This is a genomic window from Paraperlucidibaca sp. (assembly GCF_982810325.1).
In genome coordinates this window covers 85,344-104,449 of sequence record NZ_CEYEMI010000005.1, presented here as the reverse complement: position 1 = coordinate 104,449, position 19,106 = coordinate 85,344, and the positions used below count along the sequence as shown (strand labels likewise).

General features: G+C 52.1%; 15 protein-coding genes. 7 read left to right on the top strand and 8 right to left on the bottom strand.

Going from position 1 to position 19,106, the window contains the following annotated elements:
• Window positions 1-58: 58 nt before the first annotated feature.
• Entirely contained in the window at window positions 59-388 is a 330-nt protein-coding gene (locus AC3DKE_RS03710) for a hypothetical protein (protein WP_487990094.1), read from the top strand.
• Window positions 389-470: 82 nt separating this feature from the next.
• On the opposite strand, the gene AC3DKE_RS03705 is transcribed toward AC3DKE_RS03710, so the two are convergent.
• Window positions 471-3,668, bottom strand: a complete 3,198-nt coding sequence (locus tag AC3DKE_RS03705; protein ID WP_487990093.1) for a thrombospondin type 3 repeat-containing protein — start codon at window positions 3,666-3,668, stop codon at window positions 471-473.
• Window positions 3,669-3,692: 24 nt separating this feature from the next.
• Window positions 3,693-4,775: an OmpA family protein gene (locus AC3DKE_RS03700; protein WP_487990092.1), complete on the bottom strand. Its 1,083-nt coding sequence runs from the start codon at window positions 4,773-4,775 to the stop codon at window positions 3,693-3,695.
• Between the two features lie 255 nt (window positions 4,776-5,030).
• Here AC3DKE_RS03700 and AC3DKE_RS03695 point away from each other — a divergent pair, with 255 nt between their 5' ends.
• The 4 genes from AC3DKE_RS03695 to AC3DKE_RS03680 all read left to right on the top strand — a co-directional run bounded on the left by AC3DKE_RS03695 (window position 5,031) and on the right by AC3DKE_RS03680 (window position 8,873).
• Entirely contained in the window at window positions 5,031-6,164 is a 1,134-nt protein-coding gene (locus tag AC3DKE_RS03695) for a Re/Si-specific NAD(P)(+) transhydrogenase subunit alpha (protein WP_340676149.1), read from the top strand.
• 24 nt (window positions 6,165-6,188) lie between these two features.
• On the top strand, window positions 6,189-6,533 hold the full coding sequence (locus AC3DKE_RS03690) for a proton-translocating transhydrogenase family protein (RefSeq protein WP_340676360.1): 345 nt from the start codon (window positions 6,189-6,191) through the stop codon (window positions 6,531-6,533).
• A gap of 12 nt (window positions 6,534-6,545) precedes the next feature.
• Window positions 6,546-7,934 (top strand): NAD(P)(+) transhydrogenase (Re/Si-specific) subunit beta, encoded by a 1,389-nt coding sequence (locus AC3DKE_RS03685; RefSeq protein WP_340676150.1) that lies wholly within the window; start codon window positions 6,546-6,548, stop codon window positions 7,932-7,934.
• A gap of 195 nt (window positions 7,935-8,129) precedes the next feature.
• Window positions 8,130-8,873 (top strand): hypothetical protein, encoded by a 744-nt coding sequence (locus AC3DKE_RS03680; protein WP_379067925.1) that lies wholly within the window; start codon window positions 8,130-8,132, stop codon window positions 8,871-8,873.
• 17 nt (window positions 8,874-8,890) lie between these two features.
• On the opposite strand, the gene AC3DKE_RS03675 is transcribed toward AC3DKE_RS03680, so the two are convergent.
• Genes AC3DKE_RS03675 through AC3DKE_RS03655 form a run of 5 tightly spaced genes read right to left on the bottom strand, consistent with a single transcriptional unit; the run spans window position 8,891 to window position 15,337 of the window.
• On the bottom strand, window positions 8,891-9,682 hold the full coding sequence (locus tag AC3DKE_RS03675; RefSeq protein WP_487990091.1) for a tRNA threonylcarbamoyladenosine dehydratase: 792 nt from the start codon (window positions 9,680-9,682) through the stop codon (window positions 8,891-8,893).
• A 21-nt stretch (window positions 9,683-9,703) separates the two neighbouring features.
• Window positions 9,704-10,738 carry an SMP-30/gluconolactonase/LRE family protein gene (locus tag AC3DKE_RS03670; protein ID WP_487990090.1) on the bottom strand — a complete coding sequence of 345 codons (1,035 nt, stop codon included), beginning with the start codon at window positions 10,736-10,738 and terminating at the stop codon, window positions 9,704-9,706.
• 46 nt (window positions 10,739-10,784) lie between these two features.
• The gene (locus AC3DKE_RS03665; RefSeq protein WP_340676154.1) at window positions 10,785-11,120 is read right to left on the bottom strand and encodes a type IV pilus assembly protein FimV; all 336 of its coding nucleotides are present in this window, start codon (window positions 11,118-11,120) and stop codon (window positions 10,785-10,787) included.
• Window positions 11,121-11,125: 5 nt separating this feature from the next.
• Window positions 11,126-12,454, bottom strand: a complete 1,329-nt coding sequence (locus AC3DKE_RS03660) for a ribonucleotide-diphosphate reductase subunit beta (RefSeq protein WP_411729799.1) — start codon at window positions 12,452-12,454, stop codon at window positions 11,126-11,128.
• 24 nt (window positions 12,455-12,478) lie between these two features.
• Window positions 12,479-15,337: a ribonucleoside-diphosphate reductase subunit alpha gene (locus tag AC3DKE_RS03655; protein ID WP_379067930.1), complete on the bottom strand. Its 2,859-nt coding sequence runs from the start codon at window positions 15,335-15,337 to the stop codon at window positions 12,479-12,481.
• Between the two features lie 545 nt (window positions 15,338-15,882).
• Here AC3DKE_RS03655 and AC3DKE_RS03650 point away from each other — a divergent pair.
• Together AC3DKE_RS03650 and AC3DKE_RS03645 are read left to right on the top strand one after the other, a co-directional pair.
• Complete coding sequence (locus tag AC3DKE_RS03650) at window positions 15,883-16,593, top strand: response regulator (protein WP_340676157.1); 711 nt, start codon at window positions 15,883-15,885, stop codon at window positions 16,591-16,593.
• Complete coding sequence (locus tag AC3DKE_RS03645; protein WP_487990089.1) at window positions 16,593-18,227, top strand: ATP-binding protein; 1,635 nt, start codon at window positions 16,593-16,595, stop codon at window positions 18,225-18,227. The genes AC3DKE_RS03650 and AC3DKE_RS03645 overlap by 1 nt, the downstream gene beginning before the upstream one ends.
• A 543-nt stretch (window positions 18,228-18,770) precedes the next feature.
• Here the strand turns inward: AC3DKE_RS03645 and fdxA are convergent.
• Window positions 18,771-19,094 (bottom strand): ferredoxin FdxA, encoded by a 324-nt coding sequence (fdxA, locus tag AC3DKE_RS03640; protein WP_340676159.1) that lies wholly within the window; start codon window positions 19,092-19,094, stop codon window positions 18,771-18,773.
• Window positions 19,095-19,106: the final 12 nt, after the last annotated feature.

Sequence of the window (19,106 nt, the reverse complement as noted above, 5' to 3'; positions counted from 1 at the left end):
GATTCAGCCAGCATTCGCGATGTGATTTTGTTTCCGCATATGCGGCCTGAGGTTTGATATGGGCAACGCACTACGTGATCAGGCAAACGCGCCTTATCTAAAAGCAATTTATGTATTGTTTGGAGTTAGTGTCATTTTTAATGTGTTGTTTCCAGTGGCGTTTATTTTAACCGCATTGCAGCGCTCGAAAGCGACGCAATGGGCAGTGAGTCATTATCGATATTTACTGAAATATAGTCTGTGGGCATTTAGCTTCATGTTGTTGAGTGCTGTGCTAATTTATTTGAAAGTAAGTTTAGGCATGTGGTTGGTGATACCGATTAAGATATGGTTTGCCTACATTATTTTTGTAGGTGTAAGTGCGCTGTTGAAACAGCAGTCGGTTTAATTTAAAGCATAAAAAAACCCGCCTAGGCGGGTTTTTTTATGCTTTAGCCTTAGTTAAGGGAAGAACGAGGCGATAGCAGGGGTTATGGGTTTGCGGGAAGTAGTGCAAGAAACCTTGTTGGTAAGGTAGTGAGGCCGGGTGGGAGGCCGGAGCTGAGGCCGGGAGGGATCCCGGGAGTGTTGCCAGGTTTGCCACCCGGTTTGCGAGTGCCATTGATAAGATCGACAACGCCATTGCTGAGAGGTGCCAGTGGAGTTTGACCCAGTGTGCTATCTAGGCCATCAGCCAGTGGCACGGTAAGTGCTGAAAGCGCATCGGTTGCTGGCGCTAGGGCATCACCTAGTGGAGTAGTAATTACGCCGAGGGGGTTATCGCCAAAGGTGTCAGCACCGGGGATTGAGTCGGCAGCAGGAAGTGAGTCAGCACCTGGAAGCGCGTCAGCACCTGGAATCATCGCGGCTAGAGTTTCCAGCGCAGCAGTGATTGGGTTATCGCCTAGTAGGGCCATGAACTCTTCAGGTGAAGTAGGGATGCCGGGAGTGTTGCCAGGCTCGCCACCGGCTTCGCCAGTGCCATCGATGAGATCGACAACACCATTGCTGAGAGGAGCCAATGGGGTTTGACCCAGTGTACCGTCCAGGCCATCAGCCAATGGCACGGTAAGTGCTGAAAGCGCACCGGTCACTGGCGCTAGGGCATCACCCAATGGCGTAGTGATTACGCCGAGTGGGTTGTCGCCAAAGGTGTCCGCACCTGGGATTGAATCGGCACCGGGGAGCGCGTCAGCACCTGGAATCATCGCGGCTAGAGTTTCCAGCGCAGCAGTGATTGGGTTATCGCCTAGTAGGGCCATGAACTCTTCAGGTGAAGTAGGGATGCCGGGAGTGTTGCCAGGCTCGCCACCGGCTTCGCCAGTGCCATCGATGAGATCGACAACACCATTGCTGAGAGGAGCCAATGGGGTTTGACCCAGTGTACCGTCCAGGCCATCAGCCAATGGCACGGTAAGTGCTGAAAGCGCACCGGTCACTGGCGCTAGGGCATCACCCAATGGCGTAGTGATTACGCCGAGTGGGTTGTTATTACCGCCGCTATCACCACCAATGCTAGGTAATGGCGATGAGCCATCACCAATAGTGTTTGTAGTGCTTGCAGATATGTCGGTACAGACGTCGTATACCTCAATGGAGGTACCCAAGTCAGCAGAAAGACCACCACCTACCGTAATTGTCAGGGTTTGGAAAGCCTTCGTTGCAAACCCACCTAAAACATACAACGGTTGTACGGAGCCTGGCGCTAGGTTGTCTACTCCGAGAGGGTCAACATTGCCGTCATAACCGGCTGTTAGCAGCTCCAAAGCAAAGCCACCTGTCTGGTCTGGTCCGCCGAAAGACTCGCCGCCATCAGTAGTTACTGTAATAGCCTTGGCTAAGCTTAGCTCCACTAAACTTCGTGGCACGCTAATTTTAAAGGCAGCGAGTTTTCCTGCTGCAACTTTCTGGGGCAGCGTTACTGAAATACCAACTTTCCCTGTCAATGCGCCATCGGTAAATAGGCTATCTGCGAGAGCAACTGCGTTGTTCACCTTGGCAAACGTCTCGCCATTGCCGTCAGCGGCCGAGGCAGGAGAGTCCACGCCGCAAATATCAACGAGAGAACCATTAAGCAGAAGATTACTTAATGAGCAGAGGCCGCCCTGTTTGACTGCTACTGCCACGCTTCCAGTGGGTGCGAAGCCTGTACAGCTGTAGCCAGTTTTCAGGTCGGCTACTGCAGGGCAGGTAGGAGTTGCTGTGCCAGTACCGCAAGTGAAACCATCGGTGTCACAAGCATCACCTACACCATCTTTATCCGAGTCGAGCTGATCACGATTTGGAGTTAATGGACAGTTGTCACCATCGGTCTCTTTTACACCGTCACCATCTTGATCTGTATCGCAAAGATCTCCTTTGCCATCATTGTCCGAGTCTTTTTGATCGGCATTTGAGAGTGATGGGCAGTTATCATCATCGTTTGCCACATTATCGCCATCACGATCTGGATCACACACATCGCCGATGCCATCACCATCAATATCGCCTTGATTAACGTTGGATACTAGCGGGCAGTTGTCTTTATCATCGAAGATCTCGTCACCATCTTCGTCGCTGCATGCATCACCTGTGTTGACTACACCTGGGATGTTGCTTTCGTTGAAGTCAGCCTGATTGGTGTTAGGGGTGAGTGGACAGTTGTCTACATCGTCGGGAATTGAGTCGTTATCTGTGTCGCCATCACAGGCGTCACCTTTGCCATCGCCGTCTTTGTCGGGCTGGATTCCGTTGATTGGTGGGTTGTTAACCAGTGGGCAGTTATCGACAGAGTTTGAGACGCCATCGCCGTCACGATCTATATCGCAAACATCACCAAGCCCATCGCGATCTTGGTCTGCTTGATCATTGTTGGCGTTCTGGGGGCAATTATCTTGGTTATCAAACAGGCCGTCAGAGTCAGAGTCATCGCAGACATCGCCTAGGCCATCGCCATCTTGATCTTTTTGGTCAGCATTTGGTATGAAGCGGCAATTATCGACAGTGTTTAAAATGCCGTCATTATCAGAGTCATTCTCGCAGGCATCGCCGCTGGGAGTGCTGTCAGAGTTTTCTTGGCCTGGGTTAAACACAAATGGGCAGTTGTCCATCGCGTTCAATTTTCCATCGCCATCAGTATCTGAGTCACAGACATCGCCAACACCATCTTGGTCTTGGTCGGCTTGACTGGGGTTGCCATTCATTGGGCAGTTATCTGCTGTATCCAAGATGCCATCGCTGTCGCTGTCTTGGCAAGCATCGCCAATATTATTGCCATCGGAGTCAGTATTGGGATTGTTTGGCGTAGTTGGACAGTTATCCTCCGAGTCCTTAATACCATCGCCATCTTGATCGCCTTCACATGCATCACCAATGCCGTTATTGTTGGAGTCAATCTGATTCTCGTTAGACACTGTCGGGCAGTTATCTGGCGAGTTTAAAATGTTGTCACCGTCGATGTCGGGATCACAGAGGTCGCCGACTCTGTCTTCATCAAGATCGTTTTGATTTGGGTTAAAAGTTGTTGGGCAGTTATCGCCAATATCTGGTACGCCATCGCCATCAGTGTCAGGTTTAATTTGACCACTTGTGTTGTCGTTAGAGGTTGTGCCGGTCCCGTTCTTCGCCGAATCGCCGCCACAAGCAGTAAGCGTGAGCGCTACTGCGGTGAGGCCGATCAGCATGTATTGTTTGCTTTTGAGCAATATCATGATGTTAGTCCTTTAATTAAAATCTTAGTTTGCTTCTGAAATGCTGAGTAAGAACTCAACACGTCGATTTTTGGCGCGATTTTCAGCGCTGTTATTTGTTACCAAAGGCATGGTTTCACCCAGGCCTATCGCTTGAAAACGTTTGCCATCTAAGCCTTCAGCAATCAGTGCGCTACGCACGGCAGCGGCACGCGCGAGTGATAGGCGTTGGTTGCTGTTGTCGCTGCCAACATCATCGGTATGGCCGGCGATGATGGCGCGTAGGTTGGCTTGTTTTTCAAAGAATTTAGCGGCTTCGCTAATGCTCGCTTTTGAGGCGGCAGTTAGTGTGGCTTTATTCGTGTCAAATTCGATGTTGTTGAGTGTTGCTGCTTGGGCAATGGCACAGCCGGTGTTGTCTGTGCGGACGCCGGCCAGTGTGTCTGGGCATTGGTCGCGATCATCGGCGATGCCATCATTGTCGGTGTCAGCTGGAGCAACCTCTTTAATGATAGGAGCTACGGCAGGTGCTGGCACTTCACGAATCACTTCTACTTCGCGGATCACCTCTACGCGCTCGACTTTGCCTAATGGCACTTCGACACCAGCACTTAGAGTGGTATCGAAAATATCTTTGCTATTAAAGTCGTCATACACGCCTTGAACCTCTATTCGGCCACGCACTGTTTTACCGATGAGTTTGGTTAGGCCGAGACCGACATGAGCGGTTAGGCCATCTTCATCGAGAAAGTTAGTGTCGTTGTGCACATAGCCCGCGCCAGCGAGGACATAAGGTGTGAATTCATCGCGATCGCCAAATGAATACATCAGCGAGCCGGTTAATGCTTGGCGAAAGTAGTTGGTATCTTGGGTTTTATTGGTTTTTAGCGTGCTGGCATTGGCGGCAATCTCAAACGCCCAGCGCTCGCCCCAGCTCGTGATGGGAATATCTAACGCGCCAGTTACGCCGTAGCCGTGGTCAACATTTTGACGGCTATCATCGGTGGCATTGAACATGGCGCCTATATAAAAGTTGTATACGCCGTTGGTTTGCTCAGGAACATCAGCGAGTGCAGCGCTGCATGTAGAGGCTAGTAGGGCCGCTGCGGCTAGGCGTGAAATAGGCATGACAAGTTCACTCAAGTGTTATTGTTGTGTGTGAGTGAATTTATCACGCAAGTGTAAACTTGTTGAGCATTACATCAGGTTTTTGGTAATTTTGTGTAAACGAATTTCTGGCATTTTCTCTGCATAGCCTCGACAAAAGTCGTAGCAGATAGCTTACAATCCGCCGGTTACTTCCTGCGGTAATCTGCCGCTTTTACCGAGTCGCTCCTCTATTCACGTATGATGGGCGGCTTAAACGCAAGATGAGGACGAACCATGCAGATTGGTATCCCCGCGGAAACTCTGGCTGGCGAGACGCGTGTCGCTGCAACTCCAGAGACCGTAAAGAAGTTTGTGGCTATGGGCTGCAAAGTTGTTGTGCAAGCTGGTGCTGGTGTTGCCGCTAGCTGTATCGACAGCGCCTATGAGGCCGCTGGTGCCAGCATCGCTGCTAGTGCTGCTGATACATTAAGTGCATCAGATATTGTGCTGAAAGTTGCTGCACCAACCGCTGATGAAGTGGCCTTGATGAAGCAAGGTGCAACTGTACTGGCTGCTTTTGCACCTCATCAAAACACTCATTTCGATGCTTATGCCGCTAAAGGTCTGACCTGCGTTGCGATGGAATTGATTCCGCGCATCACGCGCGCACAAAGCTCCGATATTCTGTCGTCGCAAGCTAACGTGGCCGGCTACAAAGCCGTGCTCATGGCTGCGAACGAATACGCTGGCCTATTTCCCATGATGATGACCGCTGCTGGCACTATTAAGCCTGCGCGCGCCGTAATCTTGGGTGTTGGCGTGGCTGGCCTACAAGCCATCGCGACCGCTAAGCGCTTAGGTGCTGTGGTGGAAGCGTCAGATTTGCGTCCTGCTGCACGCGAGCAAGTTGAATCGCTCGGTGGTCGCTGGTTAGACGTGCCAATGAGCGAAGAAGAGGCCGCCAAAGCCTTGAGCACGGGCGGTTACGCTTGGCAGCCATCGCCAGAATACATCCGTGATCAAGCGGCTGTGGTCGATAAAGCGGTGTCGAATGCCAACGTGGTGATTACCACGGCACAGATTCCTGGTCGTAAAGCGCCGACATTGGTGAAAGCCGAGACTGTTGCGAAGATGAAGCCAGGTTCGATCATTATCGATATGGCCGTGAGCTCAGGCGGTAACGTCGAAGGTTCGCAGCTCGATCAAATCGTGGTGACTGAAAACGGCGTGCGCATTGTCGGTATTGGCAACATTCCGGCATTAGTGGCAACTGAAGCTTCTGCTTTATATGCCCGCAACATGCTGAATTTCTTAGCGCCAATGCACAACAAAGAAACCAGCGAGATCGTCTTGAACCGTGAAGATGACATGGTTAAGCCCACGCTGATTGTTGATGCCGGCACGGTCAACTACCAAAAACCGAATTGATCGGGAGCTTTCCAAATGATTGATATGTCTCAGGTAAGTCAGTTGGCAGAGCACGCTACCAGCGTGCCATTTGTCACTACCTTTACCATTTTCGTGCTGGCTATTTATGTCGGCTACTACGTGGTTTGGGGCGTAACACCTGCGCTGCACACACCATTAATGGCGGTAACCAACGCATTGTCCGGCATTATTATTGTCGGTGCCATGCTGCAAACCGTGGCTACGGGCACAGACCCTGCTGCGCTGCAAACCATTACCCCCACCAGCCTTTTGGGCGCTTTCGCTGTTTTCTTGGCCAGTATCAACATCTTCGGCGGCTTTGCTGTTACCGAACGCATGCTTGATATGTTCAAGAAAAAGAAGAAGTAAGGAGCGACTCAAATGAGTGATTTTGCACAATACGCCGACTGGTTCTATTTGGTCGGCTCTGTTCTGTTCATCCTGACCCTGCGCGGTTTGTCGGGTCCAAAAACAGCCATCATGGGTAACCGTTACGGCATGATCGGCATGACGCTGGCCATTCTGACCACGTTCTTTGTTGCGCCTAACCCAGTGCTCGGCATGATCATCGGCGCGATGATTGCTGGTGCTGTGGTTGGCTTGGCGCGTGCGCGCACTGTGCCGATGACGCAAATGCCTGAAACTGTGGCGATGATGCACTCCTTGGTGGGTCTCTCGGCTGTCTGTATCGCTATTGCAGCGGTATTGCACGAAGGTGTTCATCACGACGCATTGCACCGTTTTGAACTCTTTGTTGGCTGCTTTGTTGGTGCTATCACCTTCACGGCCTCGGTCTTTGCTTATGGCAAATTGGCCGCGAAAAAGTGGGCGAAATCGGTTAGCGGCGTTTGGGTGAAACCACTGCAAGCTATCTTGTTCTTGGGCATGGTTGGCTTTGGCATGGTGTATTTCCGCACTGAAGATCTCAACGCCTTCTACGCCATGACAGCCTTAGCATTGGCATTTGGCCTTATCTGGATCGCCCCCATCGGCGGTGGCGATATGCCTGTGGTGGTATCGCTGCTGAACTCGTTTTCGGGTTGGGCTGCTGCCGGTATCGGCTTCACACTGAACAACCCAATGCTGATCATCGCTGGTTCGCTAGTGGGTTCGTCAGGTGCCATTCTCTCCTACGTCATGTGTAATGCCATGAACCGTTCGCTACTGAACGTGCTCTTCGGCGGCTTCGGTACTACAGCAGTTGCTGCTGCTAGCGGCGATGGCACAGAGAAGACACACAAGTCTGGTTCGGCTGAAGATGCGGCATTCATGATGGCTAATGCTGATTCTGTTGTCATTGTGCCTGGTTATGGCTTGGCTCAAGCGCGTGCGCAAAACGCCGTGAAAGAACTAGCAACGGTGCTGAAAGAGCAGGGCGTGAAAGTGCGCTATGCCATTCACCCGGTTGCAGGCCGTATGCCTGGCCACATGAACGTGCTGTTGGCAGAGGCCGATGTGCCATACGAAGACGTGTGCGAGATGGACGAAATCAATAGCGATTTCGCCTCTACCGACGTAGTTCTGGTCATTGGCGCTAACGATGTGGTTAACCCCGCAGCGAAAGATGATCCAGCATCACCGATCTACGGCATGCCAATTTTGGAAGCTAGCCGTGCGCGCACCGTGATGGTGATTAAGCGTTCGATGGCAACAGGCTATGCTGGCCTTGATAACGACCTGTTCTATCTAGACAAAACCATGATGGTGTTTGGCGATGCCAAAAAAGTCTTGGAAGAAATGGTTAAAGGCGTTACCGGCGGCGGTCACTAATTCATTTGAGTTAGTCCCCGCGGGATGTTGAAAAAAACCACGGCCCATGCCGTGGTTTTTTTTGCTCTCGATTTGCCTAGACGACTGGAGTTACAAAAATACTCAGTATTTTTCATACCCCCTAAACGGGGGATTGTCGGCTCACTAGCGCTAAAATTATATTTGCCTTGAATTAAATATAAAGGCTGAGCCTCCATGAAAAAACTACTCATAGCCGCTACTGTAGCGGCTAGCTGCTACGCACCAATGGCAATGGCTGGCTGGGGCGATTTGCTCAGCGCCGCTGCGAATATCGCCAATCAAAGCGCTGGCAATAACGCTGGTAATGAGCAAGCAGCCGCTGCTATTGCTGCCGCTGCAGCCAACTTAAACGCCTATGGCACTGTGGCCGCTAACCCAGCAACCATCCAGCAAGGTCTTGCCCAAGCCCTAGCAAACCAAGCTCAGGCCAATGGTCAGACGCTGACACCAGCTCAGCAAAAAGCGCTAGTAGCTGCCTATGCGCAAGCCGCTGCTAATGCTCAAGGCCAAGCAGCGGCATTGACGGCACTTCAGCAGCAGCAGTTGATTAAGCAGGGCATGACTCCCGCACAGGTGCAGGCCTATGCTCAGCTACAAGGTGTGACGCCAGAGCAGCTGCAAGCGCTCGCGCAAGCACAAGTCAACGCCATGACACCTGCGCAACGCAAACAGTATCAAGCAGCCCAGGCGCAGGCTTTGGCTCAAGCACAACAGCAAATTCAAGCACAACAAGTAGCAGCTGGCCCTTGTCAGGCGTCAGCTACATCAAAAACCGGTGGCTTAGGTGGCATGTTCGGCAAAATGGCCGGCGGCATGTTGAAGTCGGGCCTAGTGCCAGGCATGTCGGCTGAAGCAGCGGCAACTGCTGCATCGGTGGCTGAAAGCGCCGGAGCAATGGCCGACTGCGTACCCCAGTAAACGTTAAGCAATAAGTGTTAAGTCCGCACCTTGCGCCGCAGCAGCTGCGCAAGGGCGGTACTCACCGCGAGCAAACCCATGCTCGCGGTCACCGTTACCAAAGAGCCATAGCCGCTACAATTTAGCGATGCGCTGCCGCACATATCTGGCGGCGTGCTTATCGGCTCATCTGAATAAATACAGCTAATACCAAATACTTTGCCAGCCTCGAGAGGGTAGCCATGATGCTTGCGCAGGCGTTTGCGTAAACGCGCGAGCAGTGGATCTTGCTCAGTGAGCGCTAGGTCGGCCATATGCAAACGCGTAGGATCCATTTTGCCGCCAGCGGCACCGCAAACCACCAATACATTGCGATGACGGCGTGCATGTAGCGCTAGTGTGAGTTTGGCTTTTGCATCATCGCAGCAATCTAAAATGATGTCGGGCTGTGGCGTGAGAATATCCAGCGCATTTTCCCGCGTCAGAAAATCATCAACCACTCGCACTTGGCAGCGCGGATTAATATCTCGTACGCGCTCAGCCAAAACTTCGGCTTTGCCACGGCCAAAGGTTGATGTCATGGCTGGAAGCTGGCGATTCACATTGGATGCAACCAACACATCAAGATCAACTAGCGTGAGCTGGCCGATGCCATTGCGAGCAAGTGCTTCTAATGCCCAAGAGCCAACGCCGCCAAGGCCGACTACTACGGCATGGCTATTTTGGAAGCGCTCAAGTGCGACGTCGCCATAGACTCGCGCCACGCCAGCAAAGCGGCGCTGGTGATCGTCATCAATAAGGGGGTCTAGCGTAGGGGTAGGCTCGGTCATAAATCGGGGTGCGCAAGCGGGTTATTGTAGGCTCGCAGGCAATGGGCAGCTGAGCAAGTAAGGGTCAAATAGCTGGCCTGCATAGAGCCGGCCATCGAAGGATTGTACGCTGCTAATGGCACTAATTCGTTCGCCGCTATCTGTAAAAATAACGCGACTGGCACCCGTGGTGGGATTGATAGCATAAATTTTGGTTGGCGATTGCGACGCAGGGCGCTGCCAATGCAAGCCAAGACCTATGAGTGATGGGTAGGCACTGCTGAGCAGGTCGCCATTGCTCGCAACGCTGAGGCCGTCGAGTAACGATAGTGCTGTCACGCTGGTGCGCTCGCTAAGCTGGCCATCTTTGCCACGCTTGAAGCGCACTAAACCCTCGCCCAATGTTTGCGTGACCCAAAGATTATCACCGCGAATAGCCACGCCATTGGCGATGGCAAATTGACCAGCGGCGACGCGCCAGCCTTCGCCTGGGCGATACATCACCACGGTAGCTTTGCGCTGTAAAAATAGCCACTCGACGATGCTGGCACCATTGGCGCGCTCGTTGGTGACATAAAGTGTGCCATCGGGCGCGATGGCGATATCGTTGGGCGCACTCAGTAGCGGAGAGGTGAGCAGCTCGTGAAAGCGTAGCTGATCGTCAAGCACTTCATAGACTGCGATGCTGTGCTGATCGCTGATTAAGTCACGATCGTGGCTGATGACATACAGCCACCAACGACTGTCAACGTGTCGAAGCGCCATGCCTTGAGGGCGAAATCGAAATTTTTCGGGCTCGCCGACGCGTGGCAAGACCACCATGGCATTCATGCTTGGCGTATAAGCGTAGATCTCGCCAGTGCGTGCAAAATGTCGACGATCGTGACTAGAAATTAAGAGTCGCGGCGTATCTAAAGCCTGCGAGATGACCTTGTCGGGCCCCGGGCCTGTGCCAATCAGCTGGCATTGCGCAATGTTCAGCTCCACGGCAGCACTCGTCGTGGCGTGACTCATTGGCGCTAGCATTAAGCTGACCCAGAGCAAGTGCTGGGTCAGATGGCGCAGGGTAGGTGTCATCGGCAGGGCCTTAATCAAGCAAGCAGATGGCTCAATACGCCATAATTTACTGAGCGTCGGGCTTTTCTGCTAGCTCTTGCAGACGAGCGGCTTTTAACTCAATCAGCTGTTGCGCATCTTTGCTCTGCTGCTCTAGGTCAGCAATGCGCGACTCCAGCTCATCATTTTCGGCCTTTAGGGCGTCTACCGACTCCTGCGTTAGCACTAAGGCCTCAGCAGAAGTGGCATTTTCCGGCATGGCCAATGGCTCTTGCTTGCCAGTCGTGAGCGCTGATTCAGCGTTTACTTCAGCATCGTTTGCCGCTGGCTGACTGGCTTGCCACCAGCGCCAGCCAGAAAACACCACAATGATCGTTAACGCTAGAATAATCAGCCGTTTCATAGGACCTACCAGGCTAGTGCGCCACCGGTTTGATACTCGGTGACACGGGTTTCAAAGAAGTTCTTTTCCTTGCGCAAGTCCATGATTTCGGACATCCACGGGAAAGGGTTTTTAACGCCCGGGAACTGTTCAGCTAACCCTAACTGCATTAAGCGACGGTTGGCAATGTATTGCAGATACTCTTCCATCATCGCAGCGTTCATGCCGAGCACGCCACGCGGCATGGTGTCGCGGGCATATTCGACTTCGAGCTGAGTGCCTTCCAAGATCATTTGCGTGGCTTCCTGTTGGAAAGCCTTGGTCCACAACTGTGGGTTTTCGTTTTTGATTTGGTTGATGACATCGATGCCGAAGTTCACGTGCATGGATTCATCGCGCAGGATGTATTGGAACTGCTCAGCGACACCGGTCATTTTATTGCGGCGACCCATGGAGAGAATCTGGGTAAAGCCACAGTAGAAGAAGGTGCCTTCGAGCACGCAGTAGAACGCAATCAGATTGCGCAATAAGCGTTGATCATTCTCAATAGTGCCGGTTTTGAAGCTTGGATCACTGAGATTTTGCGTGTACTTCAAGCCCCATGCCGCTTTACGCGCCACACTCGGTACTTCGCGATACATATTGAAGACTTCGCCCTCATCGATGCCCAGCGACTGAATGCAGTACTGGTAAGCATGGGTGTGGATGGCCTCTTCAAAAGCTTGGCGTAGCAAGTATTGGCGGCATTCTGGGTTGGTGATGTGGCGATAGAGTGCCAGCACCAAGTTATTCGCCACCAGTGAGTCGGCGGTGGAGAAAAAGCCCAATGAGCGCATGACGATTAGGCGCTCGTCATCGGTTAGTTGGCCATCGCCAGATTTCCACATGGACACGTCTTTCGACATGTTCACTTCTTGTGGCATCCAGTGGTTGGCGCAGCCATCGAGATATTTTTGCCATGCCCATTCGTATTTGAATGGTACGAGCTGGTTAAGGTCAGCACGGCAGTTGATCATGCGTTTGTCATCGACGCGAATGCGCTCGGCACCCATTTCCAGGTCTTCTAGGCCGGGAGCGGGGTCGAGTGCAGCCAAGGCCGCCGCAGCGCGCTCGTGAGCAGAGCCCTCTACGGCGTCTCGGGCGTCATTGCTGACGCGAGTGATGGCCTCTGTGATGATGGCAGCAGGTGCCTCAAGTCCACGAGGGGCAGATCCGGCTGCAGATGGCGCAGCAGAAACCACTGCCTCTGTCGGCGCACTTGCTGGGTTCGCAGCTGGCGTCTCAGTTCTTTTCGACGGAATCGGTGCTGGCGCATTGGGCTTCTCGTCCGCATTAAAATCATCCCAACTAATCATATTCTATCTCCTAGAGCCTACGCCTTATTGACAGGCTTCGCAGTCTGGATTGTCGATCGAGCAGGCCAGTGGTACTGGTGCTGCGACGACCATGTCTTCAATTTGTGCTTTTACCGCGTTCAGCGCGCCGTCGGAAACCGTCGATTTCTCTGTCGCTGTGGCGCCAATGGCACGGAGGTAATACGTGGTTTTTAGGCCGCGATACCACGCCATACGGTAGGTAATGTCGAGTTTTTTGCCCGATGCTTCAGCCAAGTACAAGTTCAGTGATTGCGCTTGGTCAATCCATTTCTGGCGGCGCGAACCGGCATCGACTAACCAGCGCGGTTCGATCTCAAACGCGGTGGCATAAATCGCTTTCATGTCGGCAGGCACGCGCTCGAGTTTCTGCACCGAACCTTCGTAATACTTCAGGTCGTTGACCATCACTGTATCCCATAGGCCACGTGCTTTCAGCTCATGCACCAAGTAGGGGTTAACTACGGTGAACTCGCCCGACAGGTTCGATTTCACATAAAGGTTTTGGTAGGTCGGCTCGATCGATTGCGAGACGCCGCAAATATTCGAAATCGTTGCCGTTGGCGCAATCGCCATGACGTTGGAGTTGCGCATACCGACGGTTTTTACTTGATCGCGCAATGTTGCCCAGTCCAGCGTTTGGCTGAAATCGACTTCAACATATTGTGCGCCGCGATGCTCAGCGAGTGCCCATAGCGAGTCGATAGGCAATACACCACGGCTCCATAGTGAGCCTTCGAATGTCGAGTAGCGGCCACGTTCGCCGGCTAGCTCGCAAGAAGCTTCGATGGCGTAGTAGCTGATGGCTTCCATTGAACGGTCGGCAAAAGTTACGGCGTCATCGCTAGCATAGGCCAGTTTCTGCTTATACAGCGCATCTTGGAAGCCCATGATGCCCATGCCGACGGGGCGATGGCGCATGTTTGATGTGCGTGCAGCTTCAACGGCGTAGTAGTTGATGTCGATCACGTTATCGAGCATACGCACAGCAGTACGCACGGTGCGGCGCAGTTTGTCTTGGTCTAGGCCGGTTTCGGATACGTGGTTTACCAAGTTTACCGAGCCTAGGTTACAGACCGCGATTTCATCTTTGCTAGTGTTTAGCGTGATCTCGGTGCACAGGTTTGACGAGTGCACGACACCGACGTGTTGCTGCGGCGAGCGCAGATTGCAGACATCTTTGAAAGTGATCCAAGGATGGCCTGTTTCAAACAGCATCGAGAGCATTTTGCGCCATAAATCTTGCGCTTGAATGCGTTTGTACAGGCGCATTTGGCCGTTGTCGCACATGCGCTCATATTCGGTGTAGCGCTGTTCGAAGGGCTTGCCGTACAGATCATGCAGATCGGGCACATCAGATGGCGAGAACAGAGTCCATTGGCCGCCATCGAAGACGCGCTTCATGAACAGGTCGGGCACCCAGTTGGCGGTATTCATGTCGTGTGTACGACGACGATCATCGCCGGTGTTTTTACGCAGCTCGACAAACTCTTCGATGTCTAAGTGCCAGGTTTCTAAATAAGCACAGACCGCACCTTTGCGTTTGCCGCCTTGGTTCACTGCCACAGCGGTGTCGTTGGCGACTTTCAGGAATGGCACGACGCCTTGTGACTTGCCATTGGTGCCTTTGATGTAGGCGCCGAGTGCGCGCACGGGCGTCCAGTCGTTGCCTAGACCACCGGCCCATTTCGACAGCATGGCGTTATCTTGGATGGCGCCATAGATGCCGTGCAGGTCATCGGGAATCGTGGTCAGGTAGCAGCTGGAAAGCTGCGGACGCAGGGTGCCGGCGTTGAATAGAGTTGGTGTTGATGCCATGTAGTCGAAGCTGGACATCAAGTCATAGAACTCGATGACGCGGGCTTCACGATCACCCGGCTCTTGCATGGCTAGGCCCATGGCGACGCGCATAAAGAAAATTTGCGGCAGCTCGAAACGGACGTCATTGCTATGTAAGAAATAGCGGTCGTATAGCGTTTGCAGGCCAAGATAAGTGAACTGGAAGTCACGATCTGGCTTCAGTGCTGCGCCTAAGCGCGCCATGTCGTAGTCGGCGAGTTTAGGGTCGAGCAGTTCTAACTCAATGCCGCGATTGATGTAAATCGGCAGTGCGTGCGGGTAGTACTGAGTCATCTCGCCTTGTGATGCCAGCTCAGCAATGCCCATAAACGACAAGCCTTCGCTGCGCAGATGATCGAGCAGTAGACGGGCGGTAACGTAGGTGTAGTTGGGCTCTTGCTCGATCATCACGCGGGCGCACATGACTAAAACGTTGTTGATGTCAGTTTCTGCGGCACCGTCGTAGAGGTTGCGCAGAGTGTCTTCAACAATGGCTTTCGATTCGACACCGCTCAGGCCTTCGCAGGCGTTGACCACTAAGGCTTCGAGGCGACCAAGATCGAGCAGATGACGGCTGCCATCGGCCTTTAGCACGTGCAGTGTCGGGTGATGACGTGTCGACGCAGGTGTTTCGATATCGCGGGCGCGGGCGCGCTCATCGCGGTAGAGCACATAGGCGCGAGCAATTTTTTGCTCACCGGAGCGCATCAAAGACAGTTCAACTTGGTCTTGGATTTCTTCGATATGAACCATGCCGCCGCTGGGCATGCGGCGCTTAAACGTGGCCGAAACCAATGTGGTGAGCTGAGCCACGGTTTCATGAATACGGCTGGAGTTGGCTGCTGCCGAACCTTCAATGGCTAAAAAAGCCTTGCTGATGGCTAGCGCGATTTTGTTGTCGTCATAGCTGACCACAGTGCCATTGCGTTTAATAACACGCAGTTGGCCTGGCGCAGTGCCGGCAGTGGGCGTTGTCGGAGTAGTTGGCGTTTGCGTGGTGGCTTCGGCGAAAATGTCTGCTTGCATAGATTCCTCGGCAACAGGACACAGTGTGTGGCCTGAATAAAGACAGTGATGGCGACTGTCGAACACTAGATATTGTGGTTGTTGAGTTCAGCATTTAGGTGGCTGATGTGCAAGTTGGCGAGTGGGCAGCCTCTTGCACTTGGTGTGTATAAGACCGCGTATGCGCATATCATGTCCAGCGTTTTTTAAGAAAAAATCGCTATATATAGTGTTTATATATGTGGATGACACACTAGATGGTGTGTTTTGCTGAGTTCTCTGAGCGCCAAATCTGTGGATAAGTTGTGCATAGCTTGCGGGTATCCCTTGGGATAACTTAACTTTGGTCGAAATATTAGTGACTTAGCTAAAAACACTAGATATTGTGTTTTGAGCTGTTTCGCAACTCGATAAATTGTTCTATCACTAGCCGCAGTGTTCGTTGCGTTGCAGTATATGAATGTTTACAAAACCGTATAAACTGCAACATGAGCCACTTGCTTTGTCGCGCAGTGGCAGTAACACGCGTGTTTTAGTTAACACATAAGAAGAATAGGGAGCATGGCATGGCATCTCACGAAGCGCCGCCGAAGATTTTGATTGTAGAAGACGACCAGCGCTTAGCAGAGCTGACTCAGGAATACCTGATCCGTAATGGCTTGGAAGTGAGTATTGAAGGTGATGGCCAGCGTGCTATTCGCCGCATCATTGATGAGCAGCCCGACCTCGTTGTGCTTGATGTTATGTTGCCTGGAGCCGATGGCCTGACTGTTTGTCGCGAAGTGCGCGGCCAGTTTAATAAGCCGATCATTATGCTAACGGCACGTACTGACGATATGGATCAAGTCTTGGGCTTGGAAATGGGCGCGGATGATTACGTGCCTAAGCCTGTGCAGCCTCGTGTATTGCTGGCGCGTATTCGTGCGCAACTACGCCGTGGTGAGAGCACTGAATCGACAGCGCAGCGCATTAGCTTTGGTGAGCTGATCATCGACAATGGTGCACGTTCGGTAACATTGGCTGGCGAATTAGTTGACTTCACTAGCGCCGAATATGACCTGCTCTGGCTGCTAGCTTCTAGTGCTGGCAAAACATTGTCGCGCGAAGATATCTTCTCGAAATTACGCGGCATTGAGTATGACGGCCAAGATCGTTCAATCGACGTCCGTATCTCGCGTATTCGTCCAAAAATTGGCGATGACCCCGATAGCCCGCGCATTATTAAAACTGTGCGCAGCAAGGGTTATCTCTTTGTGAAGGATGGTGGCAACGCCTAATGCTGCGAGCCTTTCGCACTAAGAGCATCTTTGTCGGGATTTACGGCGGCATCTTGTTGACGGTGGTGGCAGTTAGCTTCCTCACCTATATCACGATGCACTGGATGAATAATCAGCGTGCGCAAGAATATACCGAGCGTATGTCGACAGCGGTGTTTCACATCACGGCAATTGCTGTAGCACGACAAAAGGCCGAGCAGCGCGCTTTATGGTTGCAAGACGCTTCGTTACTTATTGATGCGCCCTTGCAGCTGATTAATGCACTGCCTATCTCCCTCACGAACCACGAAGAAGAGCGTTTAGCTCAGGGTTACACCGTGGTTCGCACGGTGGGTGATGCCAGCGATATTTATATTCGTGTGCCGCTGCCAGGAAAGCCGTCGTACTTAACCACGCGCATAGCTGGTATTGGTGAGCAGCAGGCTAGGGCGGCGGCAAACTTTTATTTAGAAGATCTCGCCAACTATCCCGGCCAAGAAGAAATTCGCCTGAAGACGCTATCGCCATTTGTTGGCTTTCCGATGGCGATGATTCCATTGAGTAAGGTCAGGCTAGACCGCGATCAGCGTATTCGTCTTGAGCAAGATGAGATTGTCGTGAGCTTTGGCGAGCTTTCATCCAGTGCCACGCGCTCGGCCATGACGGTCTATGCGCCTAGCCAAAATCGCTCCGGCCAAGTGCTAATGCTTGGCCCCTTCGAATTATTTGACCCTTTACCATTTCAGCATCTGGTTATTGCCTGTGTGATTGCGCTGTTCTTTATTACCTTGGGTGCGTATTGGGTTATTCATAACTTCGAGATCAAGGTTGTCTCGTTGGGCGCGACTGTGCAACGTCTGCGAGAGGGTGACTTAACCGCGCGGGCTGATGTCAGTGGTAGCGATGAGATTGGTCGTTTAGCTGAGACGCTCAACCAGATGACGGCGCATATAAAGCGCTTGCTAGACTCGCAGCGCGAATTAACCCAAGCGGTATCGCATGAGTTACGCACGCCTTTAGCGCGCCTACGGTTTGGTATGGAAATGATGGCGGGCTCTCCCGATGAGGAGGATCGCTTTCAGCAGCTCGAACTACTCGATGAAGATATCAATCAGCTAAACCAATTGATTGATGAGATTTTGACTTACGCCACGCTACAGCAGAGCCGTCCGCAGCTGAGCTTTGAACCACTAGATATGACTGCTTTGATGGGGCGTATTCAGCGTGAGACTGATGCGCTGAGAAAGCCTGCCAAGTTGACGGTGACTGTAGATGATGACTTGGTGATTCAAAGCGTTGAGCGTTACGCCCATCGTGTCATCCAAAATCTAGTAGGTAATGCCCTGCGCTATGCCAACCATGATGTGCGCGCAACACTGCGCCGTGATGGTGACTATGTCGTATTGTGGGTTGAGGATGACGGTCCGGGCATTCCAGAGGCGCATCGTGAGCGTATTTTTGAGCCGTTTACTCGCCTCGATGATAGCCGTACGCGCAGTACCGGCGGTTATGGCTTAGGCCTGTCTATTGTCAGTCGCATCGTGCATTGGTTTGAAGGTACGATTTATGTAGACCAGAGTCACCAGCTAGGTGGCGCCAGATTTATTATGCGCTGGCCAGTCTCTCCAACTGGGAAGCAGAGCGCATTAACGTAACGCAACAAAATGCCACAAACCTCATATCGTTTTTGTCTGACATTTGCCAGATTATTACGTCAACCGCAACGCGAACCACACGTTTAATCTCACAGGATGAAGACGACGGTGTGCAACAACGATGATTGTTTTTCAGGGCTCACATGATGTGGGCCCTTTTTTTATGTAAGAAATACCTTACAAGAAACCCTGTATTTTACGCCATATTGCGGTAATTACTTTCAAACTATTGTTGGGTCTTTTTTTATCTATTTGAATATAAAAGGGTAAAATCAAACCCATCATAGGTTGGATCGCTCAGCATATTGTGCGGCCCTGTAAACCTACTACCATTAGCCTTATCAGGACGCCGCTTAAAGGATTATGCGAGCACAAGGATGGTGTGTAGGAAGTACGCATGATGTGAACTCCCAGGGTAGGGGACAAGGATGTGGTCGAGCGAGGGAATGAGTCGGCCACAAAAAAGGAGCTATTTAGCTCCTTTTTTGTATTTAAATTTCACTGTTTATCTGACGCTATAAGCGTAGACCACAGCGCTAGGCTTTAGCGTTCTAGCAAAGGCAGCTTGTTCGGCTTGCCATCCCACTCTTTACCGTCTGCTGGACGCTCACCAATCTCGGTGATATTTGGCCAAATCTGCGCCAGATCGGCGTTGATTTTGATAAATGCCTTTTGGTTTTCTGGTAGCTCATCTTCAGAGAAAATGGCGTTGGCTGGGCATTCTGGCTCGCAGAGTGCGCAATCGATGCACTCATCTGGGTGAATCACTAAAAAATTTGGGCCTTCATAGAAGCAGTCTACTGGGCACACTTCCACGCAGTCTTGATATTTGCACTTGATGCAGTTTTCGGTAACGACGAATGTCATGGTTAAGCAATC